Source organism: Gillisella vitis (genome assembly GCF_021559775.1).
GTDB lineage: Bacteria > Pseudomonadota > Alphaproteobacteria > Rhizobiales > Rhizobiaceae > Allorhizobium > Allorhizobium ampelinum.
This window is the reverse complement of record NZ_CP056050.1, coordinates 295,381-312,675: the sequence shown is the minus strand read 5'-3', so window position 1 is coordinate 312,675 and position 17,295 is coordinate 295,381. Positions and strand designations below refer to the sequence as shown.

The following is a 17,295-nucleotide window of genomic DNA, read 5'->3' as shown; positions in this document are numbered from 1 at the left end:
AGCTCTCTTGTCTGGCATCCCTAATCCAGTCCCGTCCCGTCCTTGGACGGTCAACCCGCAGGGGGTTCGCAGTTCCTGCGACCTCTCTGGCTGCGCCGCCGAGGTGACCGCGGCCGGGCCCGGATCGAACGGGCGCCATCGAGCGGGGATTGGCCCCGCCAACGGATGGAGCCTCACATGTCGGATCTCAGCCTCGCACAAAACCACGCATTCGATCTTGCCCGGACCCTGATGGTCCCGGTCACCCTCTTCGAGGTGGATGGCGAGATCGGCGTCATGATTTCCGCCGAGTATGACGACGACGAGGACGCCATCATCAATATCTATGATCCCTTTGCTTACGGATCGGCTCATTGAGCCGATCACCCCTTCGGGGAAGCGCGTGCCGCTTGCGCTGATGCCGCGCAAGGGAGGCTTCGCCGCGAGCTTTTCTCGCAGATCTGCACATTGCGAACCGCGCCCTTGCGCGCTTCCATCTTCGCGGCCTGTGCGCTGCCAGTCCGAACAGTCAGCAAAGCTAAAGGAAGTGAAATGGAGAAGAATGACATAGAGGAGCTGCGCGCCCGGGTGGGCTGCGCAGCCGTCCTTGAGCATGAGGGCTTCGCGATAGACAGGAAAGAGAGCACGCGCCGGGCAGTCAAATTCCGTCGCGACGACGACATCATCATCGTGATCCATGACGACAGAGGCTGGTTCGACGCCCGATCCGAAGCCAAAGGCGATGTTTTCGCGCTCGCAAGCTATCTCCATGGGATCCGCTTTGCCGAGGCCCTGGCGGTGGTCGGCGATCTCGTCGCGCTTCTGCCAACCGCACCGACCTGGGAGAAACCTCTTCATCGAACGCAAACAGGGGTTTCGGTCGCTGACCGCTGGAACCATAGAAAGCGGCCGTGGCGCGCATCGGCGACCTGGACGTATCTGCGGCAATGCCGGGCGCTGCCATGGCAGGTCATCTCCGCGGCGATCGATGCAGACGTTCTTCGAGAAGGCCCATATGGCTCGATGTGGGCAAAACATGTCGATGAGGCTGGCACCTTAATCGGCTGGGAAGAGCGCGGCCCCGAGTGGCGCGGGTTTTCCACCGGCGGCGCCAAGGCGCTCTTCCGGTTTGGAATGAATGACGCTTGTCGGATCTGTGTCACGGAGGCGGCAATCGATGCGCTCAGCCTGACCGCGATCGAGCAGACAAGATCCGACACGCTCTATGTCAGCACCGGCGGCGGGTGGTCGCCGCTAACCGCGCTCGCGTTGGAAAACTTAGCGTCCGGGGAAGGCACGTGGCTGGTGGCCGCGACCGACAACAATGTTCAGGGTGAGGTTTTTGCCGATCGTCTGCGCCAGATGGCAGATCGCGCCGGTTGCGATTTCTCGCGGCTGAGGCCGCGATGTGAAGACTGGAATGAGGAACTGAAGGACAGGAGGGAGAAAGGAGAGCTGCCGCATACGCGGCCAGCGCATCAAGGGTAAAGCTGCCGCCCGCCTGACGGCGGCCCTTGACCCGCTGCCCGCGAAGCGCCGGCTGAGGAGGGGTGATCAAAGGACTGAACAGAGAGGTCGATCAGGCTTCCGCTTCGGTCCCAACCCAAAGGAGCAGCCGATGTTCAACCCCCCCACCATCCGCAAAGTGTTCGAAGGTGTGGCCAGCCGCCACGAGATGTATGCCCTGTTCAATCGCCACAGCCAGGCGCCGTTCGACGATAACAGGATGAATGGCACGCTCTATGTCGGCGAATGGTTCGAAATCACGGAAGTCGATCACGACTATATGTTCGAAATCCTGCCGCCGCTGTTTTACCGCGGTGACATGTTCGCCATGCGCGAGTTTCTGGCCGCCAGCGTCACCAGCGTGTTCTTCGCGTTGACGATCGATGATCGGTCTCGCTGGTTCCATGGCTATTGCGATCTCGGTGATCGCCAGTCGCCCGACCGGATGCGCGGCGAGATTATTGCCCGGGAATCCCGCCCGGTGCGCGCAATGAGCGCCCAAGAAAAACTCGATCATATCTGGAGCACGACCGGCCCCGATTTTCGTGCCTATGCCGACAACCGCTGGCCTGCGGATCTTCGCAATCGCCAGATCGTGCTCGTCTATCCCTCAGCACACGGCAAGATCTGGAAGCTGCTCGACGATCTGACCGACGAGGAGATCGCCGCCAAGCTGCCGGTGCAATTCCGCCTCCTGCCGGAAACCATCGCTGCCTGACGGCATCCTTCACTTCCAATCTCACCATTCAGTGCCCGGGCAACACCCGCAACCAACTGCGGGTGTGTCTCGGCGCGCCCACTCACAGGAGTTTTCTAATGGCGCATGACGATCCTTTCACCATCGACCTGTTCGGCAATACAGCTCTCGCATCCGGTTTTGATCTCGGTGTGCCGGGTTTCGCAGCAGACTTCGGGACCGATATCGATATCGACCCGCAGCCCTCGACACCGGCGCTAGCCGCTCCGGTCCGCAAAGAACCGAAGCCCACACCGCAGATACGGACGAAGGTCAATTTCCGGCTGCAGGGTCCTCGCGGTCTCGGCAAAACCTGGCGCGACCGGGCGCGTGACAGCATCGCCGCCATCCTGCTGGCGAACGAGATCGAACGTCACGGCCTGCCTGCCCGACCTGACCAGCAGGCCAGGTTGATCAAGTTCACCGGCTTCGGCGCCTCTGATCTGGCCAACGGCATATTCCGGCGTCCGGGCGACGAGGCGTTTCGCAAGGGTTGGGAAGAACTCGGCGGCAATCTGGAAAGCGCCGTTGCGCCGAGTGATTACGCAGCGCTGGCGCGCTGCACCCAATATGCCCACTTCACGCCGGAGTTTATCGTTCGTGCCATCTGGGCAGGCTTGGGCCGCATGGGATTTAAGGGTGGACGGATCCTGGAGCCGGGGATCGGCACGGGGATGTTTCCGGCGCTGATGCCGGATGCTCTCTCCAAGGTGAGCCATGTCACCGGTATCGAGCTTGATCCCGTCACCGCCCGTATCGTCCGACTGCTGCAGCCACGGGCCAGAATCGTCTGCGGCGATTTTGCCCGCACCGACCTGCCCGACCATTTCGATCTGGCGATCGGCAACCCGCCGTTTTCTGACAGGACGGTGAAGAGTGATCCGGCTTTCCGCTCTCTCGGTTTCCGGTTGCATGACTATTTCATCGCCAAGTCCATCCACCGGCTGAAGCCTGGCGGCCTTGCCGCCTTTGTGACCTCGTCCGGCACCATGGACAAGGCTGACGCCCGCGCCCGTGAACACATCGCCGGCATGGCCGATCTCGTTGGCGCCATCCGCTTGCCCGAGGGCAGCTTTCGCGCCGACGCCGGCACCGATGTCGTCGTCGATATCCTGTTCTTCCGCAAGCGCCGCACGCAAGAGCAGGGAGGAGACGGCAGTTGGCTCGATCTCGCCGATGTCCAGGCGGCAGGCGAGGGCGGTAGTCTCCGCATCAACAAATGGTTTGCCGATCATCCAAACATGGTGTTGGGGCACCACGCGCTCACGTCAGGTCCCTTCGGCGAGACCTATACCTGCAAGCCGACAGGTAATGATCTTCAAACGATCCTGAACGCTGCCATCGAAGTCCTTCCTGCGGGCATCTATGACGGCGAGCCATCCACAATCGATTTCGAACTTGAGGATGAGGTTGCGGACGCCATGGCAGAGAGGCCCGACGATCCAAAGGTGCGCGAGGGCAGCTATTTCGTCGGAAAAGCCACGTCCCTGATGCAGGTGGTCGACGGGGTTGCTGTCCCGGTCGAGGTCAGGAAGGGCCGCAGCACCGACGGCATCTTCGCCAAGCACGCGCTGATCATCCGCAAGCTCATCCCGATCCGCGACGCGGTCCGGCTCATTCTAAAGCTTCAGGAACGCAATCAGCCCTGGACCCAGGCGCAGGTCTCATTGCGCATCGCCTGGTCGAGTTTCGTGCGCGAATTCGGTCCGATCAACTTCACCTCGGTCTCGACATCGGAGGATCCGGAAACCGGTGAAGTCAGGGAGGTCCATCGCCGGTCAAATATCGCGCCTTTCCTCGACGATCCCGATTGCTGGCTGGTGGCCTCGATCGAAGACTACGATCTGGAGACAAACACCGCCAAACCCGGTCCGATCTTTACCGAACAGGTGATCGCGCCGCCGCCGGCGCCCGTGATCACCTCGGCATCAGATGCGCTCGCGGTTGTTCTAAACGAACGCGGCCATGTCGATCCCGATCATATCGCCGAGCTGCTGCATCGCGACGTGGACGATGTGATCGATGAGTTGGGTGAATCCATTTTCCGCGATCCATCCAACGGCTCCTGGCAGATGGCTGATGCCTATCTGTCCGGTGCGGTTCGGTCGAAGCTCACAGTCGCCCGCGCTGCGGCTGAGCTTGATCCAGTCTTCGCGCGGAACGTGACGGCGCTGGAGCGCGTCCAGCCGGCCGATCTCAGGCCCTCGGATATCACCGCGCGCCTCGGTGCGCCGTGGATCCCAGCCGATGACGTCATTGCCTTCGTCAAAGAGGCGATGGATGCCGAGATCTCCATCCATCATCTGCCGGAACTGGCGACATGGACGGTCAATGCCCGCCAGCTGGAATGGTCGGCATCAGGCACAACGGAATGGGGCACCCATCGTCGCCATGCCGGCCAGCTTCTATCCGACGCCCTGAACTCGTCCGTGCCGCAGATCTTCGACACGGTTCGGGATGGCGAGACCGAGCGCCGGGTGCTGAACACGGTGGAAACGGAGGCGGCCAAGGAAAAGCTTGCCAAGATCAAGGCCTCATTCCAGTCGTGGATTTGGTCTGACCCGGACCGCACCGATCGGCTGGCGCGCGTCTATAACGACACGTTCAACAACATCGCGCCGCGAGCCTTCAACGGAGATCATCTCCAGCTCCCCGGCGCCTCAGGCGCCTTTTCTCTTTATGGGCATCAGAAACGCGGGATCTGGCGGGTTATTTCGGCAGGTAGCACCTATCTCGCTCATGCCGTTGGTGCCGGCAAGACGCTGACCATGGCGGCCGCCATCATGGAGCAGCGGCGGCTGGGTCTGATCAACAAGGCGATGCTGGTCGTGCCCGGCCATTGCCTGGCGCAGGCCGCCCGTGAGTTTCTGGCGCTCTATCCCAACGCCCGCATCCTGGTCGCCGACGAAACCAACTTCGTCAGGGAAAAGCGCCATCGCTTCCTGTCTCGGGCGGCCACCGCCAACTGGGATGCGATCATCATCACCCATTCGGCCTTCCGCTTCATCGCGGTGCCATCGGCCTTCGAGGCGCAGATGATCCAGGACGAACTGGAGCTTTACGAGGAGCTGCTGGTCAAGGTCGAGCGCGACGACCGGCTGTCGCGTAAGCGCATCGAGCGCATGAAGGAGGGCCACAAGGAACGGCTCGAAGCGCTCGCCACCCGCAAGGACGATCTGCTGACCATCTCCGAGCTTGGGATCGACCAGATCATCGTCGACGAGGCGCAGGAATTCCGCAAGCTGTCCTTTGCCACCAACATGTCGACCTTGCGCGGTGTCGATCCGAATGGCTCGCAGCGCGCTTGGGATCTGTTCGTCAAATCCCGCTTCATCGAGACGAAGAACCCCGGCAGGGCGCTGGTATTGGCTTCGGGCACGCCGATCACCAACACACTCGGCGAGATGTTCTCCGTCCAACGGATGATGGACAGCCAAGCGTTGTCGCAACGCGGCCTGCACGAGTTCGATGCCTGGGCGTCGACCTTCGGAGACACCTCGACCGAGCTCGAATTGCAGCCATCAGGCAAATACAAGCCGGTCACGCGCTTCAGCCAGTTCGTGAATGTCCCGGAACTGATTGCCATGTTCCGGTCGTTCGCCGACGTGGTGCTGCCAGTTGATCTCAGGACCTATGTGAAAGTCCCCGATGTCTCCGGCGGCAAGCGCCAGATCGTCACCGCCGAGCCGACGCCTGCGTTCAAAGCTTATCAGAAGCTGCTCGATGCCCGTATCAAGGCGATCGAGATGCGCGATGGCCCGGCCAAGCCCGGCGATGACATCCTGCTCTCGGTCATCACCGACGGACGTCATGCGGCGATCGATCTGCGCCTGGTCGATCAGGCGATGGGCAACGAGGCGGCCAACAAGCTGAACGCACTTGTCACAAACACCTACCGGATCTGGCAGGAAACGGGAGAGGCGGAATATCGCCGCAAGGACGGCAAGCCGTTCGACCGCCCGGGCGCCGGCCAGTTGATCTTCTCCGATCTCGGCACGATCAATGTGGAGGCGACCCGTGGCTTTTCGGCCTATCGCTGGATCCGCGATGAACTGGTCCGATTGGGCGTGCCGGCCTCCGAAATCGCTTTCATGCAGGACTACAAGAAGTTGGACGCCAAGCAGCGGCTGTTCAACGACTTCAATGCCGGCAAGGTCCGCGTGCTGATCGGCTCGTCGGAAACCATGGGCACCGGCGTCAATGTCCAGGCCCGGTTGAAGGCGCTCCATCACCTCGACGTGCCGTGGCTCCCATCGCAGATCGAGCAGCGTGAAGGCCGTATTATCCGCCAGGGCAACCAGCATGACGAAGTCGACGTGTTTGCCTACGCCACGCTCGGCAGCCTCGATGCCACCATGTGGCAGAATAACGAGCGCAAAGCCCGGTTCATTGCGGCGGCCCTGTCCGGCGATACCAGTGTCCGTCGGCTTGAGGACATGGGCGAGGGCCAAGCAAACCAGTTCGCCATGGCCAAGGCCATCGCGTCCGGCGACGAGCGTCTGATGCAAAAGGCCGGCCTGGAGGCCGAGATCGCGCGTCTCGACCGCTTGCGGGCCGCGCATATTGATGACCAGCACGCGATCCGGCGACAGATCCGTGACGCCGAACGGGACATCGAATTGTCCAGTCGCCGGATCGAGGATGTGGGCAAGGATATCGAGCGGCTGGTCCCGACAACTGGCGACGCATTCGCGATGCGTGTGGGTGAGACCGAATTCGACGAGCGCAAGCTCGCGGGCCGGGCGCTGATGAAGGAAATCCTGACGCTGGTTCAGCTTCAGCAGGAGAAAGAGGTGATCATCGCCACGATCGGCGGCTTCGATCTCGCCTATCATGGCGAACGGTTCGGCAAGGATGGCTACCGCTACGAAACGCTGCTTCAACGTACCGGTGGCGACTACGAGATCGACCTGCCCGTCACCACGACGCCGATCGGTGCCATCTCCCGGCTCGAACATGCGCTCTCCGGCTTTGAACAGGAACGCGCAAACTATCGCAATCGGCTTGCAGACGCGAAGCGCCGTCTCACCTCCTACACGCCGCGTCTGGGGGAACGCTTCTCATTCGAAGCCGAGCTTGAACTCAAGCTGAGCCAACTGGACGAGATCGAAAGGGATCTGGCCGCAACGGCCAACGAACCAGAGGAGGATCGCCAGGAAGCCGCGTAAACAGCGGCATATCCGCCGCCACTTGAAACGGAAATGGTCGATACACATCTATCGGTCATCACCCGTTTCGATGGTTTGCCTCACAGTGCGATTGCCGCGCGTTCGAAACCGTCCGGGTTGGAAGGGCGCTCCCCGAAAGGGTCGAGCGCCCTTTCGTTTTGGCCTACAGGCGCTATTCCGGGAGCTTGTAGATCGCTGCGTTATCCTGCTGTTCTCGCAGACCCTTGTATGAGGCATGCCGCAACTTGCCGTCGTCCGTCCAGGCACGGTATTCGATCTCGGCGATCAAGGTCGGTTGAACGAAGACGACCCCCTTTTTATCGACCGCAACCGGCGCACGCCTGGTCTTCAGCGTGTCCAGCATGTGGCGGAGTTCGACAGCCTCTTTCTCTTTGAAGCCAGTTCCGACCGAACCGACATAGACGAACGCGTTGCCCTGGTAGGCCGCCAGCAGCAGACTGCCGATCCCGCCGCGTGCTGCAGAGGATGGCTCGTATCCGACAATCACAAAGCTCTCGCTCTGGATGCATTTGATCTTCAGCCAGTCGCCGAGCCGGCCCGAGCGGTAGGTGCTGTCGCGGTGCTTGGCGATGATGCCTTCCAGACCGTGTTCGCGCGCGGCAGCCAGAAGTGCCGCGCCATCCGCCTCGACCTCCTGCGAGACGCGGACTACGCCCTTGCTTTCGCCGATCAGGTCTTCCAGCAGGTGACGACGTCCGAACAGCTCCATGTTCGTCAGGTCATGCCCGTCGAAATACAGCAGGTCGAACGCGTAGAGGATAGCATCGTTTGATGCCTTCTTCCCCCCGCGTCCGCCGAGCGAGCGCTGCAGCGCCCCGAAGTCCGAGCGGCCCTCCGCGTCGAGCACGACGGCTTCCCCATCGAGAATGGCGGTCCCGACGCCGAGCGTGCGCGCCGCGGCTGCGATTGCCGGAAACCTGTCCGTCCAGTCATGCCCTCTGCGCGTGATGATCCGCACCGAGTTCGGTTCGATATGAACAGCCACGCGATAGCCGTCCCATTTGATCTCATAGATCCAGTCCGATCCCGACGGCGGCTTTGCCTTCAACAGTGCCAGGCACGGCTCGATGCGATCGGGCATCGGGTCGAAAGGAAGTTGCGGTTGCGCCGGATCGCGGGGTTTGCGCGGTCGCGAGCGGATCGGAGCGTCGGTCTCCCGCAAAAGCGGCTGGGATTTCTGGCGCGGCGGCTTTGTCATGGCCAGAGTTCAGCAGCAATTGCTTAAAATCGTGTGACATCATCGAGGAATGGAGAAGGGGAGGAAAAGGAGACGGAAACCGGTTCGCAGGGACGGTCCAACGGCTGACGGTTCCCTCAATCGCGCCGGTCGCCAAGACCGGGCCTGCTTGTCTCGCAAGGCAGGTGTGCCTCGCTCTCCCGCAAGCCAGGTCTGCTCCGGCGCAATTGCAGCCGCCGGCCCGTCCTGCGTTTCGGGAGATGTCTTCGAGAAGAAGATGAGGAGGCAAGGACAGTCCGTCCGCCCGAAGCTCAAGAGGTCATTCCCATGCAGTTGATTACAGCCGATCCGCGCAGCCTGAAGGACAATCCCGACCGGTCACGCCAGTCGAAATCCTCACCCCAGTCCGACGCGCTATTATGCGCATCGATCCGGGCCATCGGTGTCGTCCAACCACCGATCGTCAAACTCGATCCGGAAGGCGGCAACAGCTACATCATCGTCTTCGGCCATCGCCGTGCAGCACAAGCCATTGCCGCGGATCTCGTGGAAATCCCGCTGCTGCTGGCAGATCCCTCCGACGATCTCGGCGCCATGCAGTCTTTTGCCGAAAACATCGCCCGCGAACCGCTGAATCCGGTCGACCAATGGCGCGCCATCGAGCGGCTGGTAGCTCTCGGATGGACCGAGGAGTCGATCGCCATGGCGCTGGCACTTCCGAGCCGGCAGATCCGCAAGCTGCGGCTTCTGGCCAATATCCTGCCCGCGATGCTCGACCAGATGGCGCGCGGTGACATGCCGAACGAGCAGCAACTGCGCACAATCGCCGCCGCCGGACAGGATGAGCAGGCCGAGGTGTGGAAGAAGTACAAGCCGAAGAAGCAGGATCCGCAGGTGCCGTGGTGGGAGGTTGCTCGGGCACTGACCACGACCCGGATGCTCGCCAAACATGCAAGTTTCGGCAACGAGCTGGCGCAGGCCTATGGCATCACCTGGGTCGAGGACCTATTTGCACCCGCTGACGAGGACAGCCGCTATACCACCGACGTCGAGGCGTTTCTCGGAGCGCAGCAGGAGTGGCTAGCCAACAATTTGCCCAAGCGCGGCTCGATCATCGAGGCCAATGAATACGGCCAGGCCAAGCTGCCGGCCAAGGCGCAACAGGTCTATGGCAAGCCCGGCAAGGGCGACCTGACCAGCTGGTACATCAACGCGCGCGACGGCTCGGTTCAGTCCGTTGCCTATCGCATGCCTGAGGTCAAGAAGCCGAAACTGGTCAAGGATGCAGATGGGGTCGATACCGTCGTTGAGGAGGTCGAGGCGCCGAAATCGCGTCCCAATGTAACCCAGAAGGGTCTCGACATGATTGGCGATCTTCGCACCGATGCTTTGCACGAGGCGCTTGCCCGCGCGCCGATCGAGGAAGACACGCTGATGGCTCTGCTCATTCTGGCCTTCACCGGCACGAATGTCACGGTTGCAAGCGGCGCATCGGACAATCCCTGTGGTCATGCGAAATGCGGCCCGCATGCTGCTAGGCTGATTGGCGAGGACGGCAAGCTGTCCTTCGATCGTGAGACACTGCTGCAGGCTGCGCGCTCGGTCCTGGTCGAAGTCCTGTCTCTTCGGCGTAATCGCTCCGATAGCGGCCTGATCGCGCGTATTGCCGGCGACGCCATCGGGGCTGATCAATTCCTGCCAAATATGGCAACCGACGACTTCCTTTCATGCCTTTCACGCGCTGCGCTGGAGACGACCGCAGAAACGGCGGGCGTGCCCGGTCGGATCAAGGTGAAGGATACCCGCGCGGCTCTGGTCGAGCATTTTGCCGAGGACAAGCTGGTGCATCCGGCAGCGCTGCTCGCGCCTTCCACGGACGACGTGCGGTCCTGGGCTGGACGTTTTGCCAGCGTCGATAGCGGATCGGAGGATGTCCGCGACGATCTCGATGCGCTCGAAGATCAGCTTTCGGGTGGTGACCTGGTTGACCATTCCGCCGTCGAGGAAGAGGCCGGCGAGGGTTTCCGCGAGGCCGCCGAATAGCACAAGGCACAAGGATCTGAACCAACGCCGCTGGCTGATGCCGGCGGCGTTTTTGTTTCCAGCAATCAGAAGGAGTTTGTCATGGCAGAGATCCATGATGACATGGCTGAAGATACGGCCGCAGAAAAAGCGGCGCATGAGGCCGAGCTACGGACATTGAAGCGGCCGACGATACCAGCGGGAGCCTCGACACCATGGGGCAGGGCGCAGGTTTCGCGGCAATTCGCCGACGGGATCATTCTGCATTCTACCGCCAGTCACGGCGGTTTCCATCTGGCCGAGAAAGCCAATTCGGCCGTCCATGCTCTCTTCCGGAATGACGGCGAATTTTATGAGGAGGATTGTGAATGGGCGAAGGTCACCCATGCTTTCCCGCATCTATTCACCGCCTATGAACGTCGGGTGGCCGATCGGACGCTTCGAGACTATTTCCCTGATGCCTACGAGCGCGTCATGGGTGTCATACTGAACGGCAGTCAGTCTCACGTGCGGGACGCCCAAGATTTCGAAAAGCGACATCGCCACGACTGGGTGGTCATCGCAGCCCTGAATTCCGATCACCAGCCAGGTCTCGTCGAGTGTCTCGCGACTTTGGGTGGGATCCGAGGCGAGGTCGGCGAACGACGGTTTATGGTTCCACGCTCCGACTACGTGATCGGCCGACATGGCTTCGTCATCGATCCAGCCAAGCACGAGCCATATGATGGCCCGTCCAGCTTTGTGACCTGGGCGGCGCGGCGATGACGGTCGCGCCTAGCGACAGTGACCTTCCTGAAAATCAGGTGATCGATTTCATCGAGCTTTATCGCAGGATCTGGGCACGGCAGCAGGATTGCCGCTCCCGGCGGGCAGAGCGGACGACGCGAACGAAGGCGCGGTGGAAATGCAAGCACCGCATGGCCGCGTTCCGATCACGGCACGTAGATCAACCGAGCCGGGTGAGAGCGAAAAGTCTGTCCAAGTCGAGGGCGCGGTGACGCTTCGATCGAAGGCGGAAGCCAAGACAAGGGGCAACTCGCTTGCACTGGAGTGTGGTGTGGTCGAGATTTGTCGGGCCCCTTGTGAATGACGCGGCGGTGCCAAGGTCGGATCGCCATGGCGATTGCATCATGCTGTCGTGGACCAGATTGTCGGCCGGCACAGCACCTCGGTTTTGCTGCGGTCTGACATGGGCGCGTCCCGGTCAAAGGCCGCTGGCGCGCCGCGTTGCGGCAGGATCCTCGCCTCGTCGCAAGGCAGGTCCGCGTCTGTCGCAGCCCGCAAGTGCGGGCAGCACCATCCGCAAACCATCCTCGCTCCTCCTGGCGATGCCCTGACCTTGGGCCGGGCCGCTGGTGCCCATGTCCTTTTGCCCGCACCCAAGGGGCTGAGCCGGACGACGACCGGCACCCCGGGCTTCGCTGAAACATCGCTCATAAAGGATCCGATCATGGCACCGCTCAACCGCTCCACCCAGAAGAACCGTTCCGTAAAATCCCAGCGTGTCACCACACTCGAAATGGTCAGGCTCGCCTGCCCCGACGCCACCCAGGCACTGCGCATCTCCGAAAGCTTCGGCCTTGCCCTCATCGACAGCGACGGGATCCGCGATCTCCACCGCGGTCAGTTGATCGAAAGCGCCGATGCCCTGAAGGACGGCCTTGCCGAAAAGGCCATGCAGATCCACATGCAGCGCATCGTCGGATCCTTCGTCGGCTCCGCCTACGGCGCGGGGCAATTCTACAGCCGCGCGGTAACCGAAGCCCGCGATCTCACCACGAAGCTCTCCAACGATACCAGGGACGAGGACCTCGACGGTCCGGTCGGCTTCGACAGCCGCGCCCAGCGAAAGCGAGAGTTCGCAGCCGACATGGGTCTGCAGGCCCATGTGCTTCGCATGGCAGCCGAAGGCGCCGTCTCGGCTTACGAGGACATCACCGGCGAAACCTGGAAGCCCTACGAGCGTACGGTCGAGCAACCCGCCAACTCGGTCGACAGACAAGCCGCGACTGCCCAGATGTCAGCATTCGAATAGGACGATCGCGGGGCTTCGGCCCCGCCTGAGACCTCATTTAGAAAAATCATAAATGGGTAAATGCGCCGTAGGGTCCGAGCGCCCTCTTTCTCCGGTCAGCCGTCCGTCGATACCGTCACGGACGTCCACGCATCGATCTCTTCTTGAAGACGCTTGATTCTTGCCGATACATGCTTGAGAGCGTCGCTGCCAAGGAGAAGCTGCGGTGGCGGGTTATCGGTCTCAACTAGGATCAAGACGGCTGCAGCGAGTTTCTCTGGATCCCCAAGCTGCTTGCCACTGACTGCCTGCCGGGCCTCGCGTATCGGATCAAAAAGGGAATCGTAATCCGCGATCGACCTTTCCGTGCGGATCATCGAACGTCCGGCCCAGTCTGTGCGGAAAGAGCCGGGGCATAACGTCGTCACATGCACGCCGAACGGCGCCATTTCTGAACGCATCACTTCCGATATGCCTTGCAGCGCAAACTTGCTGCCACAGTAATACCCGATACCGGGCATGGTGATCATGCCGCCCATCGACGTGACATTGACTATGAAACCCTGGCGCCGTTCGCGGAACCTGGGAATAAACGCCTTGGCGACAGCTACAGCGCCAAAGACGTTCACGTCGAACTGTCTGCGCATCTCTTCGAGAGGCGATTCTTCGATGACGCCCTCGTGGCCGTAACCGGCATTGTTGATGAGCACATCGACCGGCCCGTGCTTCTCTTCCGTATCACGGACGACATCCGGTATCCGGTCGAACGCGGTTACGTCGCAAAGGACGGGGTGAATGGCGGGTACGGCTGCGGCAAGCGCCGAGCGTGCTATCTCGGATCGGACGGTGCCGATCACCTGATGGCCCATCCGGGCAGCAGCTGTAGCGATGGCCAGGCCGAAACCGGAATTTGCGCCGGTGATGAAAAAGGTCTTTCTCGACATGATGTGCGAACTTCCTTGATTGCAGAGACGTTTGACCGATAGTATTAATCGTCCGGCTGAACGATTGCAGATCCGATGAAGTTGTTGCCAAATCCTATGATTGACGGACATCGCCAATCGATGCGAGACCAGCTGGTAGAATTGGCCGGCGGTCTAGCCACGCGTCACGGATACAATCCGACCGGACTCGATCCCGTTCGCATTCTGCGCACTGAGGCCGTGCTCCACGATGTCCCGGTCCTCTATAACCCAGGCGCGGTGTTCGTCCTTCAGGGCAGCAAGCAGGGCATGCTGGACGGAGAAATCTTCCGCTACGATGAAGACCACTATCTGGCTGTTTCTGTCCCCGTGCCTTTCCGGATGGAATCGACCGCCAGTCCGAAGCGGCCATTGCTTGCGGTCTATCTCGAATTCGATATGCAGTTGGCGGCTGAGATCGCCCTGCAGGTCGAAAAGCGCAGCGAGCTGGCTGGTCATCCGCCACGCGGTCTGATGTCGAACAAGATGGATGCTGACATCGAGGACGTCCTGTTACGCCTGTTGAGGGCGCTTCGCAGTCCGGTCGAAAGTGCCGTTCTGGGTGCGGGCATTCTGCGCGAACTGCACTATCGGGTGCTGGTCGGTCCGCAAGGCGGCGCAATGATTGCCGCGCTTCAGCACAGTGGGCCATACGGGAAAATCTTCCGGAGCCTGGCCTGGCTGCGGGAGCACTACAGCACTGAAATCTCCATCGCCGACCTGGCAGGCAGGGTGGGCATGAGCGTGCCGTCCTTCCATGTACATTTCAAGGACCTGACTTGCACCAGTCCGATGCAATATGTGAAGGCCATGCGGCTGCACGAAGCAAGATTGATCATCGCCCGCCAGGAAAAGACGATTGCGATGGTCGCGACGTCAGTCGGTTATGCAAGCCCGGCCCAGTTCAGCCGAGACTTTAAGCGACATTTCGGTCGCACAGCGTCGGAGGAGGCCAAATGGGTCAGACACCACCTTGGCGAACTCGTCTGAGCCTAAGCGAGGAGGCATAGTGCCCGTTCCGGCAATCTGTCACAGGTGGGCGTTCGCTACGACCATTCGATTGGGAGTTGTGGCCACTATGCAACCTGTTCCCATTCGACACCTCCCGATAATGCCATAGTCGTACCACTTGATCTGTCAGCCGGCACGTCCACTGCGGTCTCGATGGGGCATGTCTGACCAAAGACCGCCTCGCGAGGCTCGGCTCGATCGGCATCCGCAACGGCCGGCTCGTTTTCTTCCCCTGTGCGCTGAAGCGCCCATTCCTCGCGAGGCAAAAAAGCCTCTCCCTGGCCGTCCTCCACTCCGTTTCGGTCCGTTGGATGCAGGCCGATCGTCCCCGGTCCTATCGACTGCCATCGAGGCCGCGATGGACGCGGCCCGAACAACCGAAAAGGATTACGACAATGGCAACCATCGGCTCTTTCACCGCTTCCGGCAACGGCTTCTCCGGCACCATCAAGACCCTCAACCTCAACGTCAAGGCAACCATCCGCGCGGTCGAGCGCACTTCCGAAAAGGGACCGGACTACCGCATCCTCGCCGGGGCTACGGTCGAATTCGGCGCCGCCTGGAAGAAGACCTCGAACGAAGGTCGCGATTACCTCTCCGTCAAGCTCGACGACCCGAGCTTCCCGGCTCCGATCTACGCAACGCTGATCGAGGTCGAAGGCGAGGAAGGCCTCTCCCTCATCTGGTCCCGGTCGAACCGGGACTGAGACTGGATGCCCCGCCTCGCGGCGGGGCTCTCCACGTCAGGGATCACTTGTTCAGTGCATCCTTGAGGGCCTTGGCAGGCGCGAAAGTCAGCTTCTTCGAAGCTGCAACAGTCATTTTTTCTCCGGTCGCGGGATTGCGACCCTCGCGCTCAGGTGATGTTTTCACCTTAAATTTGCCGAAGCCGGGGATTGACGTTTCCGCGTCGGAGCCTGCGGCGTCGGCGATGGCCTGGAACACGGATTCGACGATGCCCTTGGCCTGAACCTTTGTCAGGCCGTTGTCGGCGGCGATCTTGTCGGCGATTTCATTGGTGGTGGTCATGGAAATTACTTGCATCTTCTCACAAAGATAAAATCCGTGTCAGCTTATGAGCGGATTGTCATCGGCGAGGATTGGGGCGAGGGTCAGATCCGCTGGATGTCCACAGGTCGTTTTGGCCGATAACCTCGTTTGCGCTTCTTGCGAAGCACGTCGAGGAACAGGTTGGTGGCCTGGCTCTCATTGTCGAACAGACGCACCATCTACTGTCCGCGCGTTCCGATCCGGCCCCAGGCGCGCACAAGCGACACCTCTCCGAACAATGTCGGCTGAACAGCAAGCGCATAGAACCGCGCCATGTTCTGTTCCGGCGCGATACGCTCGACATAGATGTGGTAGGGCGTTGGGGCAGGGATCAAATTTCAATGTTCTGCGTCTATACGGCCCGGATCAAAAACAGGTTGATTGATCCCGGGTGCCGCACAAACATAACGCCGCCCGCCGCCATCACGTCGGTAAGATGAAGTTCAAACGGGTTTTCTTGTGATTTTCTCACGCCAATATCGGTCTATTCACGACCACCAGAAAAGCGGCCGTTTTTCTGGTGGTGCTGAAGACAATGCCTTCTCTAATCGTCGTTGTCGTCTCGAGTAAGCTTCTCATGAAGTTTCAAAGCTTGCGGGCTGCGTAAAGCCGGATCTTCGCCATTTTCGACAGCCATGACCATGCGAATGCGTTCTTCTTCCGCCATACGGCGGGCTTCCTCATAGCCGAATTTGCTGACGTTGAAGGTGCGCGTAAACTGTCGGCGGCGGCGCTTTCCTGCAGGGATCGGCGTTTTATCATCAAGGGCGATCTCAATACGAGCCATCCAGATACCGGTTTTATGCGCCCCGGTGGGTCCGATATAATAGACGCCCGGCACGCTGCTGCCTTCTGAGCGATTTTTGCGCACCAACATGCGCATATCATTGTTGCTCAATGGGGGTACGACCCGGAGAACGGCATCGCGGTAGGCTTGCGCCACTTCCAGCGCCTGATCCTTCCCACCATAGGTGCTGTCGCTGAAGGTCATGTGGATCGATTTCCCGCCGCGAGAAAGATTGACCATCCAGGCATCTTGTCTGTGCTTGTCGATGTCCAGTCGGTGGATGGCATACATGGCTTCGTCGTGAAAGCGCTCCTCTGGAGCACGTTTAGATCGTGGTGTGATCATTGTTTACTGCCGTTCGATTTCGCCCATTCGACCAATCAGTCTCAGGCTGGCTGCCATTCTTGCGGCTCCCCAAGGCGGGCCATAATGATCCGATCAAAACCAATCATGCCCTCATTAAACCGCAGCTCGATAAGGCGTCCCCCTTCCATGAAGAATGAAATCCGGCGCTCATCGGCATCGCCCCTCACATCGCCTGGTTCAGCTATATTATCAGACAGTTTCATGGCGGCGCTGGCCGGCGTCTCGTTTATCGGATCCAGGCCAAATGGCATTGGCGAGGTGCTATCGCCTTCGGCGCTGACCAAGATGATTTCGTCCTGCCAGTTATCCAGCGATGTCCCAACTCGGCCGAATGTCAGAATGAGACCCCAGGATCGATCCGACCTGGAAAATGCTCCGGGTTGCAAAGCAGGGTTCGGCATAGGTCGCCCTAGCTTCAGCATCGTCTCTTGAAGCCAATCGGCCATGTGATAGCAATTAATGCGTTCGAAAAATGCGTCTGCAAATCCACTCATCA

General features: G+C 60.6%; 14 protein-coding genes and 1 pseudogene. 9 read left to right on the top strand and 6 right to left on the bottom strand.

What is annotated here, in order from left to right:
* Nucleotides 1–177: 177 nt before the first annotated feature.
* The 4 genes from AVCG78_RS25660 (at nucleotide 178) to AVCG78_RS25645 (ending at nucleotide 7,389) form a co-directional block, all read left to right on the top strand.
* On the top strand, nucleotides 178–357 hold the full coding sequence (locus AVCG78_RS25660) for a hypothetical protein (protein ID WP_071205444.1): 180 nt from the start codon (nucleotides 178–180) through the stop codon (nucleotides 355–357).
* 174 nt (nucleotides 358–531) lie between these two features.
* Complete coding sequence (locus AVCG78_RS25655; protein WP_071205443.1) at nucleotides 532–1,467, top strand: DUF3991 and toprim domain-containing protein; 936 nt, start codon at nucleotides 532–534, stop codon at nucleotides 1,465–1,467.
* A gap of 130 nt (nucleotides 1,468–1,597) precedes the next feature.
* Nucleotides 1,598–2,203 (top strand): DUF1419 domain-containing protein, encoded by a 606-nt coding sequence (locus AVCG78_RS25650; RefSeq protein ID WP_071205442.1) that lies wholly within the window; start codon nucleotides 1,598–1,600, stop codon nucleotides 2,201–2,203.
* A gap of 98 nt (nucleotides 2,204–2,301) precedes the next feature.
* Nucleotides 2,302–7,389, top strand: a complete 5,088-nt coding sequence (locus AVCG78_RS25645) for a helicase-related protein (protein WP_071585027.1) — start codon at nucleotides 2,302–2,304, stop codon at nucleotides 7,387–7,389.
* A 172-nt stretch (nucleotides 7,390–7,561) separates the two neighbouring features.
* Here AVCG78_RS25645 and ligD read toward each other — a convergent pair whose 3' ends face one another.
* The gene (ligD, locus tag AVCG78_RS25640; protein WP_071205440.1) at nucleotides 7,562–8,608 is read right to left on the bottom strand and encodes a non-homologous end-joining DNA ligase; all 1,047 of its coding nucleotides are present in this window, start codon (nucleotides 8,606–8,608) and stop codon (nucleotides 7,562–7,564) included.
* A 306-nt stretch (nucleotides 8,609–8,914) separates the two neighbouring features.
* Between ligD and AVCG78_RS25635 the strand changes: the two genes are divergently transcribed.
* The 3 genes from AVCG78_RS25635 to AVCG78_RS25625 all read left to right on the top strand — a co-directional run bounded on the left by AVCG78_RS25635 (nucleotide 8,915) and on the right by AVCG78_RS25625 (nucleotide 12,644).
* Complete coding sequence (locus AVCG78_RS25635; RefSeq protein WP_071205439.1) at nucleotides 8,915–10,630, top strand: ParB/RepB/Spo0J family partition protein; 1,716 nt, start codon at nucleotides 8,915–8,917, stop codon at nucleotides 10,628–10,630.
* A gap of 81 nt (nucleotides 10,631–10,711) precedes the next feature.
* Nucleotides 10,712–11,374, top strand: coding sequence for a DUF7007 domain-containing protein (locus tag AVCG78_RS25630; RefSeq protein WP_071585026.1), 663 nt, complete (start codon nucleotides 10,712–10,714; stop codon nucleotides 11,372–11,374).
* Between the two features lie 685 nt (nucleotides 11,375–12,059).
* Complete coding sequence (locus tag AVCG78_RS25625; RefSeq protein ID WP_071205485.1) at nucleotides 12,060–12,644, top strand: hypothetical protein; 585 nt, start codon at nucleotides 12,060–12,062, stop codon at nucleotides 12,642–12,644.
* Between the two features lie 95 nt (nucleotides 12,645–12,739).
* Here the strand turns inward: AVCG78_RS25625 and AVCG78_RS25620 are convergent, their stop codons facing one another.
* Nucleotides 12,740–13,567, bottom strand: a complete 828-nt coding sequence (locus AVCG78_RS25620) for an oxidoreductase (protein ID WP_071585025.1) — start codon at nucleotides 13,565–13,567, stop codon at nucleotides 12,740–12,742.
* 81 nt (nucleotides 13,568–13,648) lie between these two features.
* Between AVCG78_RS25620 and AVCG78_RS25615 the strand changes: the two genes are divergently transcribed.
* A complete protein-coding gene (locus AVCG78_RS25615; RefSeq protein ID WP_071205484.1) occupies nucleotides 13,649–14,575 on the top strand; it encodes an AraC family transcriptional regulator in 927 nt (308 codons plus the stop codon).
* 416 nt (nucleotides 14,576–14,991) lie between these two features.
* Nucleotides 14,992–15,303 carry a DUF736 domain-containing protein gene (locus AVCG78_RS25610; RefSeq protein WP_041699667.1) on the top strand — a complete coding sequence of 104 codons (312 nt, stop codon included), beginning with the start codon at nucleotides 14,992–14,994 and terminating at the stop codon, nucleotides 15,301–15,303.
* Between the two features lie 43 nt (nucleotides 15,304–15,346).
* Here the strand turns inward: AVCG78_RS25610 and AVCG78_RS25605 are convergent, their stop codons facing one another.
* The 4 genes and pseudogenes from AVCG78_RS25605 to AVCG78_RS25590 form a co-directional block, all read right to left on the bottom strand.
* Entirely contained in the window at nucleotides 15,347–15,625 is a 279-nt protein-coding gene (locus AVCG78_RS25605) for an HU family DNA-binding protein (protein ID WP_071205435.1), read from the bottom strand.
* Between the two features lie 83 nt (nucleotides 15,626–15,708).
* A pseudogene (locus AVCG78_RS25600) lies at nucleotides 15,709–15,921 on the bottom strand (WGR domain-containing protein).
* A 269-nt stretch (nucleotides 15,922–16,190) separates the two neighbouring features.
* Nucleotides 16,191–16,778: an AP2 domain-containing protein gene (locus tag AVCG78_RS25595; RefSeq protein ID WP_234636846.1), complete on the bottom strand. Its 588-nt coding sequence runs from the start codon at nucleotides 16,776–16,778 to the stop codon at nucleotides 16,191–16,193.
* A gap of 41 nt (nucleotides 16,779–16,819) precedes the next feature.
* The gene (locus tag AVCG78_RS25590; RefSeq protein WP_071205433.1) at nucleotides 16,820–17,293 is read right to left on the bottom strand and encodes a hypothetical protein; all 474 of its coding nucleotides are present in this window, start codon (nucleotides 17,291–17,293) and stop codon (nucleotides 16,820–16,822) included.
* Nucleotides 17,294–17,295 lie beyond the last annotated feature (2 nt).